Below are 16,247 nucleotides of genomic sequence, written 5' to 3'. Positions count from 1 at the left end.
GGAAATCAATTATCGAAATGTTTTCAAGCATATCCATTCCAAGGGATATACCGGTATCGTGGGAATGGAACATGGCAGCTCCGGGGCGGGAAAGCAAGGGGAGCTTGCTGTTATTGAAGCCTATAAAACCAGTGATGCCTTTTAATGTTCGGAACCAAGATGAAAATTAGATCAATCAAGTTATTTTATCTGTTTATGGGCATGACGGCAATAGGTTTTACCCAACAACCGTCAAGTTATGCCCAAGATTTGCCAGGGGTGGATGTTGAATTGGAAATGGTCGCCATTCCCTCAGGGAAGTTCCAAATGGGCAGCCCACAAAGCGAAACCGGCAGGAACAGTGATGAAGGGCCTGTCCGAGAGGTGGCTGTCGAAGGTTTTTGGATGTCCAAATATGAAATTACCTGGGAGCTATACAATCTTTTTATTGAGAGGGCCATAGATAATCTCGAAAATATAGCGAGGGCCAATGAAGTGCACTTGGAGGCCGATGCGGTATCCGGGGCAACCGTACCCTATGTCGATATGAGCTTGGGCATGGGAAGGGAAGAGGGTTTTCCAGTGGTCAATATCACGCAAAGGGCCGCATCCGCCTTCTGTCAATGGCTTTCGGCAATCACGGGACATTATTATCGATTACCCACAGAAGCGGAATGGGAATACGCGGCCCGGGCAGGCAATAGGGAGGCTTATTACTTTGGAAAAGATGCATCGGTGCTGGACAACCATGCATGGTTCAACGCGAACAGTGAGGGAAGGTACCACAAGGTGGGCACAAAGCAACCAAATCCTTGGGAGCTCTACGATATGTACGGCAATGTTGCGGAATGGACTTTGGACCAATATGATAAAAATGGCTATGGGGATGCCGAAATGCCCTTTGAACCGGTTGTGAGCGAATATCCCGTTGCCATTCGGGGAGGTTCTTTCAAGGATGGGCCAGCACTGTTACGCAGTGCATCCAGATTGGCCTCAGACCCTGTTTGGAAGCAAAGGGACCCCCAATTTCCCCGCAGTAAATGGTGGTTCACCGATGCCGGTTTTGTGGGCTTTAGGATAGTAAGGCCCTTTGAAACCCCATCAGAAGAAGAAATGAATAGGTATTGGTCAAAGGAAAACTAAAAACAATCGTCAAATCGAATTAATAATCATATCAAACCATGAAAGATAAAAGGAATAGGTCAAGAAGGAACTTTGTGAAAAATACAGCGCTATTGTCAGCAGGAATGGTCCTCCCATCCATGGAAATGGAGGGCATGGCCAATGTGTTCAACAACAGGAAATTGAAATTGGCCCTTGTGGGATGTGGGGGCAGAGGTACAGGCGCGGCCAACCAAGCCCTCCAAGCGGATGAGCACATAGAATTGGTGGCCATGGCAGATGCCTTTGAAGATAGACTTACAAGCAGCTACAATAGCCTTGCTGAAAAATACATAAATACTGGGAAAATCAATGTCAAGGAGAAAAACAAGTTTTATGGCTTTGATGCCTATAAAAAGGCCATTGACCTGGCCGATGTTGTCATTTTGGCCACTCCTCCGGGATTCAGGCCCTACCATTTTGCATATGCCATTGAGAATGGTAAGCATGTATTCATGGAAAAACCGGTAGCAACCGATGTTCCAGGGGTAAGAAAAGTATTGGAGGCAGCCAAATTGGCTGAAGAGAAAAAACTCAACGTGGTTGTCGGTTTACAAAGAAGATATCAGGAGAACTACCTAAAAACCTTGGAGAAAATAAAAGAGGGTGATGTCGGAAAGATTGTTTCCGGACAAGTATATTGGAACAGCTCTGGGGTCTGGGTAAAACCAAGGAAACCGGGACAGACGGAATTGGAGTATCAAATGCGGAATTGGTACTATTTCAATTGGCTCTGTGGCGACCACATTTTGGAACAGCACATACACAATATCGATGTGGCCAACTGGTTTATTGGTGAGTATCCGGAATCGGCCCAGGGTATGGGAGGGCGTTTGGTGCGAACTGGACCCGACCATGGTGAGATCTATGACCACCACTTTGTCGAGTTCACCTATCCCAGTGGAGCGATTATCTCAAGTCAATGCCGTCACCAGCCCAATACGATGTACCGTGTAGGTGAAGCGTTCCAAGGCACTAAAGGCACTGTGAGTACCAACGATGCAGGTATTGCAAAAATATACGGCCTGTCGGGAAATGAACTACATTCCATAGCAAACTCTGAAGGGCACAACCCATATCAGGTTGAGCACGATCGACTTTTTGCTTCCATAAGGAACAAAGGTGTAATCAATGATGCGGAGATTGGTGCCAAAAGCACCATGAGTGCCATAATGGGTAGGATGGCCACCTATAGCGGAAAGATCATCACTTGGGATGAGGCCATCAAGTCAGAAATTAGATTAATGCCCGAGGCGATGACATGGGATTCCCAACCACCTTCATTGCCCAATGCCGATGGCAATTATCCGATACCAATCCCGGGGAAGGGCAAGGTCCTTTAGGATTTTGATAATATTTATCGCCAACAAGGGGCAAGATAAAAATTTGTTCATGGATTTCCTTTGAAGGAGCAAAAGGTATGTAAATGAACAGCTTTAGCTGTATTGGAATTTAAAGGTATCGCGGAAGTAGGTCTGACACTGGACATCGGAAACAATGTCCAATGTCGACCTTGAAAACATGATGATGTCCTTTCGGAAATGTATGTTGGAATTGACATTCATAAGGGTATGCCATAACCATGACGAGGCTTTCGAACGAAAGTCAGAGAATCATACAGATTTTCGAAAATATTGAGAGGGTCCCCCAAAACTTTACCAAAAGTTCATTCAAGGTGCCACGACAAGTTATGGAAGTGACCTTAATGATATTTTAATGGGAGGATTGTTGATCTAAATGAAAAATAAATAAATGTAAGACCGATTTTTATGACAAGTAATGAATGGATGGCCTGGAAATCACTTTTTAATGTAAAAAATGTAAAAACCGAACCGGGTTGGAAATTTAAGCAAAGAATACAGCTTGCCCTAGGTTTGACCTTTATGATGGTTTCCTTGCACGCACAACAAGTGAAAAGGGTTGATAGCACTCACAGGCCAGAAAGCTTTCACGATAAAATTTTACAATTCAAAATGTTTCCAATTAACGGAAATGATATCGTGTTTTTGGGTGACAGTATAACCGAAGGAACTCAATGGAGTGAGTTGTTGGGCATGGACAATGCTGTGAACAGAGGGATTTCGGGGGATACCACCTATGGTGTTCTGGAACGATTGGGGGAGGTTACCGAAAGTGCTCCTGCTAAAGTGTTCATTCTGATTGGGGTGAACGATTTGTCAAGGAACATACCTGATTACGCCGTCATCAGGAACTATCGTAAAATAATCCACAAAATACAGGAAGAGTCGCCAGGCACCGAAATTTACATACAGACCCTACTTCCAGTTAATGGTACCTTCACACGTTTTAAAAACCACTATGACAAGACTTCCAATATTTTGCATATCAATGAGGCCTTGCGAAACCTAGCCAATCAAAAAAATATAAATCTGATTGATTTATACCCTCGGTTTTTGGATGATATGGGTCGATTGGACATTAAATACACAAACGATGGTTTACACCTAACGCCAAAGGGCTATATCCACTGGGCCAATTTGTTAAAAGCCTATTTGGATTGATAAGGTCCACCATTAATACCAAACGTACCATTTAAACTTTTTTAGTTTATTAGTTTGAACATAGGAGTTTGGTTTTTAGATATTTGTTGATAGCTTTGCCATGCTCAATTTTAGCCGGCTAAGAAGGTTTGCCACGTCAGGCGTCTCCGGTACAACTATAGTCCAAATAAACGATAATGTCTTAGGCGTTATAATGTTACTTTATGTTCTGGGCTCATGGACATCAATTGAAATGAGGTAGATGTACTCAAGCTGTGCCTAGTTGAAAAAGATGCCTTAATTTGTTACAAGAAATTAAGCAAATTGCCCTTACTTCGTTACATTCAAATAATATATGAACTTTAAAAGACATGCGATTACCTATTTGGTAAACTGGAAAATCGCTAAGAATAGGTAGCCTTTAATACTAAGAGGTGCACGACAGGTAGGAAAAACCACGCCATACAACTGGCAGAAAACAATAGTTTAACAATCAATTTGTTTACTGGAAAGCACAAGGTGCAATCCAAGAACCGACTTGTCTATTGTAGGATTAACATCGACGGTGAGTGCAACGATTTCTGCATAAATCGGGAAATAAAGACCAATTTATGGGACAATAGCCGTAAAAGGGGCAAGGGATTTTCCAATTGTGTTATTATCCCTGAACAGGACTCATTTACGGTTCTTGCATCTTTGCCAGAAAGCTCTGCGATAGGGGCGGGCTATGCCAAACCGAATCTTCCTCAAATTGCACATTAATTTGAGTTGAACCATCATTGGTTTGATACATTTCTATTTGGCTCTGCTCTTTCATCTTTTTTACTTCTGAGTCTTTCTCGATAGTAGATTGTATGTTTTTTGAACTGTTCTATTTTTTTGAACAGTTACCTATTCTGTGTGTACAGCTATTTCATTACCGCTTATTGTCGATTGATTTGTCAACTCCCCTGAAACACTTTTTGTTAATCAGTAATTTTATAATAAAAATGGTTCGGCCATACCTAGACTGATCCGGTTTTAAATTTTTTGTCAAACATTATGATTTATTGTGGTTGAAATTGTGAAATGAAAGGTAGAACCTACTTCCGGTTTGGATTCTATCCATATTTCTCCCCCCAAAAACCCTACCGCTCTTTTGGCAATCGATAAGCCAATACCGGTACCGTCATCCCCATTTCTATTATGTAACCGTTGGAAAATGACGAACACTTTGTCGAAGAACCTTTCATCAATCCCTATACCGTTGTCTTTTATAGTGAATTTCCATAACTCTCCCTTATTTACAGCTTCAATGGTAATTACAGGGGGCACATTCTCCCTTGTATATTTTAAGGCGTTGTCCAATAAGCAATGAAATAGTTGGGAGACAGGAGCTTTGTAGGTTTCCAATTCAGGCAGTTTATCATAATTGACGACCGCCTTTTTTTCGTTGATCAAATCTCTTCTTAACAGTAAAAACTCTGAAACGATTTCATTCAGGTCTACGGATTCTTTCAGCTCTGTGGGCCTGTCGACTTCAGAATGGAGCTGCAGGTCAAGAATGATTTGCTTCATTCGATGGGCACCATCTGTAGCATAATGAATGTATTGGAGTCCTTTATCGTCCAGTTTATCAGCATGTTTCAGTTTCAGTTTTTCCATAAAACTGCTGACCATTCTCAAGGGTTCCTGCAGGTCGTGAGAAGCAACATATGCGTATTGCGCAAGTTCTTCATTTTTGGTCTGCAAAGCGATTTTGCTTTTTTCAAGTTCACTTTTCAACCTGATCTGTTCTTGTATATGGTTTTCGATCCCACCAAATATTTTGGGGATTAGAGCTGATGACAGATAACAGAGAAAAACAAGATTGGCACTAACCGCAACCCATTCATTAACAGAGCTCATATCAACATTGTGGCTAAAGTCTGTTAACTTGAAGTGTATGGCAAATCCAAAAAAGACAGAGATGAACAGTACAATATGACTCCACCAAAATGCATATTTGTTATCGAAAATAATAATGGAGTAGATACATGCTGCCAAAAAGTAGACCAAAACAGAACCAGAAGAAGGAGAAGTGAAAATATTTAGAATGGTGGCAAAAACAAATACAGTGAATGAGAAAATCAGCTTTCTCGTCGTTATTTTAACCCTAGGTGCAAATGCGATGAAGCACATGACACCAATAGTCGTAAAATGCAAAAGTGTTATGAACTCTTTGTTTTCATACGTAATCAAAAGCAGTGACGGAAGTAACGCAATTAAACAAAGAGGCAATAAAAACATCATTGTGGTTGAAAATAGCGTATTTCTCCAATAGCTTACGGTCTCTCCAGTCTCTGCAGAGGCGGGGTTGCAATTGTGGTTGATTTTTCTCTTGTAGGCGTTCCAAGGTGTCATCATCATTTTTTCGGTATTCCAAAATACAGAACAACCTTAACCAACAGTAGATTACCCCCAAATTTCTCCATCCATCGGCCATATGTTGGGTTGTCTCATTTTTTCTGTTTTAAAAATTTTATCCCCCCCATTCCATACCTGACTTGGATACACAAAGAATAGGGGGGATAAATATTTTTGTGCATCTAGGATGAATATAGTTTGATAACATAAAATTCAACAAAATATTATGAAGTGATTTAAACTTTTTTGGATCGAAAGATAGGGCTACGGACATTTGTGTTACCACACGCAAATACCATAGCCCATGTACAAAGTACTCGACAAAGATACCATAGAAATGGAGATAGTCCCCAACATACCGCTTCCCAAGCGGGGCTTTGCCCCGACGGTCCCCTTGTGCGAGATCGTCAACGCGATACTCTACAAGATGAAGAGCGGGGTACAGTGGGAGCTCTTGCCCGTGGGGGCACTGTTCTCCCAAAAGGTCCTGAGCTGGCAGTCGGTCTACCACCACTATAGAAAGTGGAGCCTTTCGGGGACTTGGCTGGACTGCTGGACTGCATTTCTGAAAAGGCACAGGGCCGAACTTGACCTTTCCAGCGTGGACCTGGACGGGAGCCATACCCCAGCGATAAGGGGCGGTGCGGGTGTCGAATATCAGGGCAGGAAGAGGCGAAGGACCACCAACGCCCTTTACCTTACCGATAGGCAGGGGCTGCCCTTGGCAATGTCCGAGCGTGGCCGGCAACCATAACGACCTTTACGATATCGAAGTACAGTTCGAGGTGGTCACCGCTGCCCTTGACAGGGCGGAGATTCCAATGGAGGGGATCTTCCTCAATGCCGATGCGGGATTCGATTCGAAAGACTTCAGGGCCGCATGTGCATCAAGGGAAATCAATGCCAACATCTGCTTCAACAAACGTAACGGGAATACGGAGAGGAACGAATACTTTGATCAAAAACTATACGCTGAAAGATATGCCGTGGAGCTAACCAATGCATGAATCGACAGCTTTCGCTCATTGCTCAACAGGTTCGATACCACAACGGAAAGCTGGTAAGGGTTCAACTATCTGGCTTTCATCGTAATTGCAATTAAAAGATTCATAAAGAAAAAGTTTAAATGAGTTCTATGTAAGAAAATAAAAACAAACAAGTGAAAACTATTGATTTAAAAAGTTCAATAGAAAAAAATGTTCCCAAATTAAACCATCTCAAATCCTGTGATGACATGGTTTCTGACCTCTGTCCCAACCCTTTGTGGATATGATATAGATAGTTTGAAGTTCCTGAAGGAATTCAGATGTAATTTCGCATGGCTAACCAATTTAATCCTTTTTGTTTATTGCGGTGTACAAGAATTAACTGATTTTGTTTGTTAAAGTAAACAAAATGGATTTTTTATTTGAGCAATTTCAGCAAAAGTTAAAACATACTTCCACCGATTTCGTTAGGTCGATTATGGATGAGATTCGTTGGGAAGCGAGGCTGATTGGTATAAAAGGAGCAAGAGGTATTGGAAAGACCACACTTTTGCTACAATATATCAAGTTGAACCTAAGCAGCTCCCTTGGACAGACGCTATATGTGAGCTTGGATGACATTTGGTTCAATCACCATTCCCTTATCGAATTGGTCCGCGATTTTGAACGTCAGGGGGGCAATATCTTTTTTTGGATGAGGTGCACAAATATTCCGGGTGGGCACAGGAACTAAAGAATATAAATGATAGTTACCCAAACCTAAAAATCGTTTTTACGGGATCCTCACTTCTTGAAATATTGAACGCTCGTGCCGATTTAAGTCGAAGAGCCGTGGTTTATACCATGCAAGGTTTTTCTTTCCGGGAATATATCGGGGTGGAATCGGGAACTCTCCTTAAACCATTGTCCCTTGATCAAATCTTGGAAAACCATATTGAAGTGACTCAACAAATCAATGACAAGATAAAGCCACTTCAATATTTCGATAGCTACCTTAAACATGGATATTATCCCTTTTATAGGGAAGGGCTCGACCTTTACGAAATACGCCTTGGGGAAGTAGTGAACATGATTCTGGAAATTGAATTGCCATTATTGCGAAACGTGGATATGGCCTATGTGACCAAAGTGAAACAGCTTTTGGTAATCATAGCGGAATCTGTTCCCTTTGTTCCGAATGTAAGCAAGTTGAGCGATAAGATTGGCATTAATAGAGCAACCTTATTGTCCTATCTAAACTATTTGGATGAAATCGGACTGACCTATAACCTTTATAAAGACCCTTATGGTATCAGCAAGCTCCAGAAACCTTCCAAGGTTTATCTGGAAAATACTAACTCAATCTTTTTACTGGCACGGAATAATGCTAACATAGGGAATCTTAGAGAAACTTTTTTCTCCAATCAATTGAGATATCGGCATACGCTTGGGTATACTGATTTAGGCGACTTTTTGGTTGATGGTCAATTCACCTTTGAGATTGGGGGCAAAGGGAAAAGCCATAAACAGATAAAGACAGTCGCGAACTCTTATGTCGTGGCCGATAACATATTGTATGGCTCCCAAAACAAAATACCGCTTTGGCTTTTCGGGTTTCTATATTAGTTAATTGTCAAAATTGAATGTGCCGGATGGTTGGGACCACTAAAATTGGAAAATTTGAGTATCCAATATCTGATCGTATTGATTAGAAAGTTAGGTTTTTGTGTTATGTTGGAGGATTTCTCAATATAATTTGGCAAGGATTATGTCACAGCCCACCATTATTTTAACCTATATAGATACGGCCCTCCCTTAACACCCTGCTTTTTTTTCTCGGTGTTTACCAAAACATCCATTTGGAATATACGCTTTCTAAAATTCCTTCTGTCCAGTTCAATATTCAAAATATCCTCATATAAGTTTTGAAGTTCCTGTAAGGTAAATTCCTTCGGAAGAAGTTCGCCAAGGATAAGCCTATGCTTTAAATTGTTCTGCACAAATGAATACGCTTCGTTGATTAGTTTTTCATGATCATACCCGAGATTTTTGGGAATATTGTCCACATCGAACCAATCAATGCTCGTAATATTGTCCCTTAGTGTCAAGGGATGGTTCTCAGGCTTTACCAAAGCATAAAAACACACTGTAATAACTCGCTTTAAAGGGTGCCTGTCCAAGGTAGTATAAGTCTTTACCTGTTCAAAGTGTATGTCCCTGAACCCTGTCAGGGAAAAAAGAACCTTAGCCGCACAGTCCTCAATGGTTTCATGTTCCTCCATTACGCCTCCAGGGACATGCCATTGGTTTTTAAAGTGTCCCAACGACCTTTTTATAAGCAAGATTTTTAGTTTGCCATCAACATATCCAAAAACCGTAATGTCGGCAGTGACGGAACATTCGAACGAATCCGGTTTTACTTGAATATCCTGGAGTTTTTCTTGAGTTTTCATTTTTTTGTCTAAAATTTTGGTATTTTCTCTGAATGGATAGCAAAAATTTATATATTTGAAACCATGTATAAAGTACACAGAATAAATTTTTCACCTGATTCAATACCTTGTCCAAAGAAAAAAAATAGCAATGGATAATCCCAAATATAAAGAATTGAAAGGCAAAGTTGTCGCAATAACAGGCGGTGGCGGTATTTTGTGCAGTACCCTGGCCAGAGCTTTTGCTGACCAAGGTGCAAAGGTCTGCGTTCTGGATTTGAATATGGAATCCGCCCAGACCGTTGCGGAAAAAATCATTGATGCCGGGGGCAATGCAATGGCCGTCAAAGTGGATGTGCTTGATCGAGAAAGCCTACAAGCTGCCAAAAAGGAGATTGCTGAAAAATTCGGTTTTTGCGATATTCTCGTCAATGGGGCAGGAGGAAACCATCCTTTGGGAACGACCAGTGAGCCCTATTTACTCAAGAAGGACTTGGAAAGGACAGCAGAGGATTTTAAAACATTCTTTGATTTGGATATGGAAGGGATTCAATTTGTGTTCAACTTAAACTTCATTGGAACCCTTTTGCCCACACAGATTTTTTCTAGGGAAATGGTCGGTCGCACAGGATGTAGCGTTCTGAATATCTCATCAATGAATGCCTTTACACCGCTTACAAAAATACCGGCCTATAGCGGGGCTAAGGCTGCCGTTTCGAATTTTACCCAATGGCTTGCGGTCCATTTTTCCAAAGTGGACATTAGGGTCAATGCTTTGGCGCCTGGCTTTTTTCTAACAGATCAGAACAGAAGCTTATTGACCAAAGACGATGGTGGGTTGACCCCAAGGGGTACCACGATAATCGATCAAACCCCCATGGGACGCTTTGGCGAACCGGAGGATTTGGTGGGCACCACTTTATGGTTGAGCAGTGAACAATCAAAATTTATAACAGGTATTGTGGTTCCCATCGATGGAGGGTTCAGTGCATTTAGCGGCGTTTAGGAAAAAGAAATCAAGAAGTAATAAAAATTCAATATTCATGGGATTAGAACAGACATGGCGATGGTACGGACCAAAAGACCCTGTTTCCCTTTTGGATATCAGGCAGGCGGGCGCAACTGGAATCGTAACGGCATTGCACCATATTCCAAATGGAGATGTTTGGCACACATCGGAAATAAACAAAAGAAAAAAAGAAGTAGAGGCTTCGGGACTTACTTGGTCTGTAGTGGAGAGCATACCCGTCCATGAGGATATTAAAAAAAGAAGGGGAAACTATAAAGAGTATATAGCGAATTACAAACAAAGCATTGAAAATCTTGGTTTATGTGGAATAGATACGGTGTGCTACAATTTTATGCCGATCTTGGATTGGACCCGGACCGATCTTTCCTATAAAATGCCGGATGGTTCCTTTGCACTTCGGTTTGATGCCATTGAATTTGCCGCATTTGAACTCTTTATATTGAATCGAGAAAAGGCTTTTGACCATTATTCCAAGGAAAGTGTTGAGCGCGCCAAGACGCAATTCGATATAATGGATGAGGATGCCAAGAACAGTTTGATTGAAAATATTATTGCCGGTCTGCCAGGTGCTGAGGAAGGCTATACGTTGGAGCAGTTTCAGCAGGCCTTGAACACCTACAATGAAATTGGGGATAAAGAACTTAGGGAAAACCTGTACAGCTTTATCAAGGAAATAGGGCCAACTGCGGAAAGATCCGGTGTTTTTTTGGCAATCCACCCGGATGACCCTCCATATCCCATTCTGGGGCTCCCAAGAGTGGTCAGTACTGAAGAAGATGCCAAAAAACTGCTTGAAGCCTATGACAGTCCCCACAACGGACTCTGTTTTTGTACAGGATCTTACGGGGTCAGGGCGGACAATGATTTGTTGGGCATGGCCGATCGTTTATCGGAAAAAATCAATTTTATACATCTAAGAAGTACCAAAAGAGATGCACTGGGCAATTTCCATGAAGCGGACCATTTGGATGGTGATGTGGATATGTATGGAGTGATGCATGCATTGCTTAAAGAACAGCTTATCCGCAAGAAGAAAAATGCAAAGAACCAACGCATGCCCATGCGGCCCGACCATGGGCACCAAATGTTGGACGATATCAGCAAGAAAACAAATCCCGGATATTCCGCGATAGGACGCTTACGGGGTCTTGCGGAATTAAGGGGACTCATGTACGGTATTGAAAAATCCTTACCCTAATGGCATTTATAAAAGACAGCTTTTTACTTGAAACCCCACAGGCGGAGGAATTATACCACAGCTTTGCGGAGGAAATGCCCATAATTGATTACCACAACCACTTGTCGCCCGAACATGTTGCCAGTGATCACCAGTTCAAAAATATCACTGAGGCCTGGTTGACGGATGACCACTATAAATGGAGGGCAATGCGAACTTTTGGCATTGATGAACAGTTCATTACAGGAGGCGCATCCGACGAAGAAAAGTTTCAAAAATGGGCCGAGACGGTTCCCTACACACTCAGAAATCCCTTATATCATTGGACACACTTGGAGCTGCAACGTTACTTTGGAATCGATGACCTGCTTACAAGCAGCAATGCTGGACGGATTTATCGGGATACCAAAGAGCAACTGCAAAAGAAAGGCCATAGTACAATTGGACTGTTGGAACAGTGCAACGTAGAGGTGATCTGTACCACGGATGACCCCACGGACACTTTAGCACATCATCGCAGCATGGCAAAGGAAGATGCTTCGCCTAAAATGCTACCGACCTTCCGACCAGATAAGGTATATGCTATTGAGGACAATAATGCCTACAGAACATATTTGGAAAGATTGGGTGAAGTCTCCGGAATCCAAATAAAATCCTATCAGGATTTGATCACGGCCCTAAAAAAAAGGATGGCATATTTCCATGAAAACGGTTGTCGTCTCTCTGACCATGGACTGGAACAGTTGTACCATTTTGAGATGAACAGCTATGGTATTGAGGCCATTTTTGCAAAGGTGATGAACGGTGTTCCTTTGGAAATCGAAGAAATTCAGTACTTTACCTTTGAAACATTGGTTCACCTTTGTCGGGAATACCATAAATTGGGATGGGTGCAGCAATTCCATTTGGGGGCACTTCGAAACACAAACAAAAGAAAATTGGGGTTGTTAGGACCCGATACAGGGTTTGATTCGATAGGCGATTTTCCGCAGGCCATAAACCTTGCCAAATTCTTGAACACCCTGGAAGGTACGGGACAGCTTGGCAAGACCATCCTATATAATCTTGACCCCGCTCTAAATGAAGTTTTTGCAACCATGGCAGGAAACTTCAATGATGGTAGTGTTCGGGGAAAGATACAAATGGGCTCGGGATGGTGGTACAACGATCAATTGGACGGCATGGAAAGGCAACTTAATGCAGTATCGAATATGGGGTTGCTCAGTTGTTTTGTGGGTATGCTCACCGATTCCCGGAGCTTTCTATCCTTTCCCAGGCACGAATATTTTAGGAGATTGTTGTGCAATATATTGGGGAATGATATAAAAAAGGGCCTAGTCCCCAATGACATCGAATACATAGGTAGCTTGGTTCAAGACATTTGCTATAGAAATGCCAAGGCCTATTTTAATTTAGGGTATAATCAAAAAATAGACATAACGGAATGAAAAAAGTAGTCACGTTCGGTGAGATCATGTTACGATTGGCCCCTCCGGGATTCCTAAGGTTCTCACAGACCAACAGTTTTGATGTGGTCTACGGGGGAGGAGAGTCCAATGTGGCGGTATCCCTTGCCAATTACGGCGTACCCGTGGATTTTGTGACGCGCCTACCAAAGAACGACATTGGGGAATGTGCCCTGATGGAAATGAGAAAGCGCGGGGTAGGTACGGACAATATTATTTTTGGAGGTGAGCGTTTGGGCATCTATTTCTTGGAGACCGGTGCCGTAAGCCGCGGTAGCAAGGTAATTTACGATAGAGCACATTCTGCCATGGCAGAGATAGCGCCTGGTATGGTGGATTGGGACAGTGTGTTCAAGGATGTGGAATGGTTTCACTGGACCGGAATTACCCCCGCCATATCACAGGGAGCGGCAGATGCCTGTATCGAGGCCGTGAAGATCGCAAAAAAACATGGGGTTACCATATCCACGGATTTAAACTACCGCGCCAAACTTTGGAAATACTGCGATGATGCAAAGAGGGAGGAGATCATGTCCGAACTGACCTCGTACTGCGATATTGTTCTGGGCAACGAAGAGGACGCAGAGAAGCATTTTGGCATCAAACCGGAAGGACTGGACATTACAAAACAAGGGGAACATGTTAAGGCTGAAGCATTTTTGTCCGTGTGTCAACAGATGATCAAACGATTTCCCAACGCCAAAAAGGTGATAACCACGCTACGGGGATCAATATCGGCATCGCACAATACATGGGCAGGAGTGTTGTATGATGGCAAGACCATGTTCAAATCGCCCCAGTATCAAATTACACATATTGTAGATCGGGTCGGCGGAGGGGATTCCTTTATGGGGGGATTGATTTATGGACTTTTGACCTATCCGAACGATAATCAAAAGGCATTGAACTTTGCCGTTGCGGCTTCTTGTTTAAAGCACACTATAAAAGGAGATGCCAATCTTGTGACAGTGGCCGAGGTAGAAAAATTAATGAGCGGGGATGCATCCGGAAGGGTGGCTCGCTAACAAAAGGTATAAAATGGCACAATTTTCAAGAATTGATGTAGTAAATACTATGAGGGACACCGGAATGGTGCCTCTTTTTTACCACCCCGATATCGAATTGGGCAAAAAGGTGCTCAAGGCTTGTTATGATGGCGGTGCCCGTTTGATGGAGTTCACGGCACGAGGCGATTTTGCCTTTGAGGTTTTTTCAGAATTGAACAAATATTCCCAGAAAGAACTTCCGGGGATGATCATGGGCGTTGGATCCATTACCGATGCGGCGGCGGCATCCCTGTATATGCAAATGGGAGCAAACTTTGTGGTAACCCCATCTTTAAGGGAAGATATCGCCATAGTTTGTAATCGCAGAAAAGTACTTTGGTCGCCGGGCTGTGGCTCTTTGACCGAAATCAATAAAGCCGAAGAATTAGGTTGTGAATTGATCAAGCTCTTTCCGGGGTCCACCTATGGGCCAGGGTTTGTAAAGGCCATCAAGGGACCCCAACCTTGGACAAGCATTATGCCAACAGGTGGGGTAAGCACAGAGGAATCAAACCTCAAAGCTTGGTTTGATGCAGGAGTAACCTGTTTGGGCATGGGTTCAAAATTGATTTCCAAAGATATTTTGGAAAGTAAAGATTTTGAAGGTTTACAGAAAAAAGTGGCAGACACCTTGAAATTGATAGCAACAATCAGAAGGGAAAAACAATGAAACACGTTCCCATCATTTTTTTATTGTGTGCTTTACTTTTCGCCACTAGTTGTGAAGAGGCCAGTAGCACAAAGACCATAAGGTTGGCCCATGGTTTGGATGTTAACCATTCCGTGCACAAGGCCATGGTTAAAATGGGGGAAGATCTTGACAGTGTTTCCAAGGGCAGACTTCGTGTAGAAATCTATCCCAATCAACAATTGGGCACCGAACGTGAAATTCTGGAGCTGATTCAACTGGGCAGTCTGGATATGACCAAGGTATCGGTTGCCACCTTGGAAAATTTTGCCCCGAAGACCAGGATACTGGGGCTCCCCTATCTTTTTGAGAGCAGGAAACACGCATTTGAGGTGCTGGATGGTCCTATTGGGCAAGCATTGTTGGACAATGCCGAACAATTTCGATTAAAAGGTCTGGGCTATTACGATGCCGGGTTTCGAAGTTTTTATACTGAACACGAGCCCATAACTGCCCCGGATGACCTAGAGGGGCTCAAGATCAGGGTAATGGAAAGTGTTACGGCCATAGATATGGTCAAAAGTCTTGGGGGTTCGCCCACGCCCATTTCATGGGGAGAGCTCTATACATCCCTGCAACAGGGCGTGGTGGACGGAGCGGAGAACAATCCCCCCAGTTTTTACCTTTCCAAGCATTATGAGGTGTGTCCCTATTATTCGTTGGACGAACATACCTTTTCCCCCGACGTCTTGATCGTTGGCACCCAATTTTGGGGTACCCTTTCGGAGCAGGAACAGGGATGGGTCCAAAAAGCAGTAAAAAAATCTTTGGCCCATCAGAGAAAATTGTGGGCCATATCGGAAGCCGAAGCACTGGAAAAAGTCCAGAAAGCAGGGGTAAAGATTTCGTATCCCGATAAGGAACCGTTTATCAAAATGACACGGGAAATGTACCGGCCGTATGAAGATGATGCAGCATTGAATAAAATGATACAACAAATCAAATCATTGGCAAAGTGATGGGACTCAAAAGGGCATTGGAAAACATTTTGGCACATTTACTGGTAGTACTGATGGGTCTGATGGTGCTGAATGTACTCTGGCAGGTGTTCAGTAGGTATGTTATAGGTGAACCAAGTGCCTTTACGGATGAACTCGCCCGGTTTCTTATGATTTGGTTGGGATTGTTGGGAGCTGCCTATGTATCGGCAAAGAATGGTCATGTGGCCATAGATGTACTGGCCAAACGTGCCAGTGCCAAAAATCAAAAACTATTGAAAAGGGTGGTATCAGGTTTCATCATACTGTTCTGTCTTGCGGCAATGGTAACGGGTGGCGGATGGTTGGTGTACACTACCTATGAACTCAAACAGCTTTCCCCTGCATTGGGCTTGCCCTTGGCATACGTATATATCGTGATTCCCTTGAGCGGACTGATAGTGGTCTATAACAAAGTTGTGGAAATAATAATGGATTGA

The 16,247-nt window shown here is 42.9% G+C and carries 14 protein-coding genes and 2 pseudogenes; 14 read left to right on the top strand and 2 right to left on the bottom strand.

Annotated elements, in window-relative coordinates; all coding sequences use genetic code 11:
- From VM932_RS16155 to VM932_RS16140, 4 genes and pseudogenes are all read left to right on the top strand, one after another.
- Positions 1 to 145 (top strand): annotated as a pseudogene (locus VM932_RS16155) (xylose isomerase); the annotation flags it as partial.
- 14 nt (positions 146 to 159) lie between these two features.
- A complete protein-coding gene (locus VM932_RS16150) occupies positions 160 to 1,122 on the top strand; it encodes a formylglycine-generating enzyme family protein (RefSeq protein ID WP_326280239.1) in 963 nt (320 codons plus the stop codon).
- A gap of 38 nt (positions 1,123 to 1,160) precedes the next feature.
- Complete coding sequence (locus VM932_RS16145; RefSeq protein WP_326280237.1) at positions 1,161 to 2,483, top strand: Gfo/Idh/MocA family protein; 1,323 nt, start codon at positions 1,161 to 1,163, stop codon at positions 2,481 to 2,483.
- A gap of 426 nt (positions 2,484 to 2,909) precedes the next feature.
- Positions 2,910 to 3,662, top strand: a complete 753-nt coding sequence (locus tag VM932_RS16140) for a GDSL-type esterase/lipase family protein (protein WP_326280235.1) — start codon at positions 2,910 to 2,912, stop codon at positions 3,660 to 3,662.
- Between the two features lie 1,011 nt (positions 3,663 to 4,673).
- On the opposite strand, the gene VM932_RS16135 is transcribed toward VM932_RS16140, so the two are convergent.
- Positions 4,674 to 6,029: a sensor histidine kinase gene (locus tag VM932_RS16135; protein WP_326280233.1), complete on the bottom strand. Its 1,356-nt coding sequence runs from the start codon at positions 6,027 to 6,029 to the stop codon at positions 4,674 to 4,676.
- Positions 6,030 to 6,330: 301 nt separating this feature from the next.
- Here VM932_RS16135 and VM932_RS16130 point away from each other — a divergent pair.
- The 3 genes and pseudogenes from VM932_RS16130 (at position 6,331) to VM932_RS16120 (ending at position 8,617) form a co-directional block, all read left to right on the top strand.
- Positions 6,331 to 7,090, top strand: a pseudogene (locus VM932_RS16130) (transposase).
- Positions 7,091 to 7,421: 331 nt separating this feature from the next.
- Positions 7,422 to 7,745, top strand: a complete 324-nt coding sequence (locus VM932_RS16125) for an AAA family ATPase (protein WP_326280231.1) — start codon at positions 7,422 to 7,424, stop codon at positions 7,743 to 7,745.
- Complete coding sequence (locus VM932_RS16120; protein ID WP_326280243.1) at positions 7,712 to 8,617, top strand: AAA family ATPase; 906 nt, start codon at positions 7,712 to 7,714, stop codon at positions 8,615 to 8,617. Before VM932_RS16125 ends, VM932_RS16120 begins: the two co-directional genes overlap by 34 nt.
- Before the next feature lie 158 nt (positions 8,618 to 8,775).
- Here VM932_RS16120 and VM932_RS16115 read toward each other — a convergent pair whose 3' ends face one another.
- Positions 8,776 to 9,444, bottom strand: a complete 669-nt coding sequence (locus VM932_RS16115; RefSeq protein WP_326280229.1) for an NUDIX hydrolase — start codon at positions 9,442 to 9,444, stop codon at positions 8,776 to 8,778.
- A gap of 130 nt (positions 9,445 to 9,574) precedes the next feature.
- Here VM932_RS16115 and VM932_RS16110 point away from each other — a divergent pair, with 130 nt between their 5' ends.
- Genes VM932_RS16110 through VM932_RS16080 form a run of 7 tightly spaced genes read left to right on the top strand, consistent with a single transcriptional unit; the run spans position 9,575 to position 16,247 of the window.
- Positions 9,575 to 10,429 (top strand): SDR family oxidoreductase, encoded by an 855-nt coding sequence (locus VM932_RS16110; protein WP_326280226.1) that lies wholly within the window; start codon positions 9,575 to 9,577, stop codon positions 10,427 to 10,429.
- A 37-nt stretch (positions 10,430 to 10,466) separates the two neighbouring features.
- Entirely contained in the window at positions 10,467 to 11,651 is a 1,185-nt protein-coding gene (gene uxuA / locus VM932_RS16105; RefSeq protein ID WP_326280220.1) for a mannonate dehydratase, read from the top strand.
- On the top strand, positions 11,651 to 13,078 hold the full coding sequence (uxaC, locus tag VM932_RS16100; RefSeq protein ID WP_326280218.1) for a glucuronate isomerase: 1,428 nt from the start codon (positions 11,651 to 11,653) through the stop codon (positions 13,076 to 13,078). The genes uxuA and uxaC overlap by 1 nt, the downstream gene beginning before the upstream one ends.
- Positions 13,075 to 14,121, top strand: a complete 1,047-nt coding sequence (locus VM932_RS16095) for a sugar kinase (protein ID WP_326280216.1) — start codon at positions 13,075 to 13,077, stop codon at positions 14,119 to 14,121. The genes uxaC and VM932_RS16095 overlap by 4 nt, the downstream gene beginning before the upstream one ends.
- A gap of 13 nt (positions 14,122 to 14,134) precedes the next feature.
- Positions 14,135 to 14,812 carry a bifunctional 4-hydroxy-2-oxoglutarate aldolase/2-dehydro-3-deoxy-phosphogluconate aldolase gene (locus VM932_RS16090; protein WP_326280214.1) on the top strand — a complete coding sequence of 226 codons (678 nt, stop codon included), beginning with the start codon at positions 14,135 to 14,137 and terminating at the stop codon, positions 14,810 to 14,812.
- Positions 14,809 to 15,789, top strand: coding sequence for a TRAP transporter substrate-binding protein (locus tag VM932_RS16085; RefSeq protein ID WP_326280212.1), 981 nt, complete (start codon positions 14,809 to 14,811; stop codon positions 15,787 to 15,789). The genes VM932_RS16090 and VM932_RS16085 overlap by 4 nt, the downstream gene beginning before the upstream one ends.
- Positions 15,789 to 16,247, top strand: coding sequence for a TRAP transporter small permease (locus tag VM932_RS16080; protein ID WP_326280241.1), 459 nt, complete (start codon positions 15,789 to 15,791; stop codon positions 16,245 to 16,247). The genes VM932_RS16085 and VM932_RS16080 overlap by 1 nt, the downstream gene beginning before the upstream one ends.

The organism is Flagellimonas halotolerans, from assembly GCF_035818535.1.
Taxonomy (GTDB): domain Bacteria; phylum Bacteroidota; class Bacteroidia; order Flavobacteriales; family Flavobacteriaceae; genus Flagellimonas; species Flagellimonas halotolerans.
This window is presented reverse-complemented; position numbering and strand designations above follow the sequence as displayed.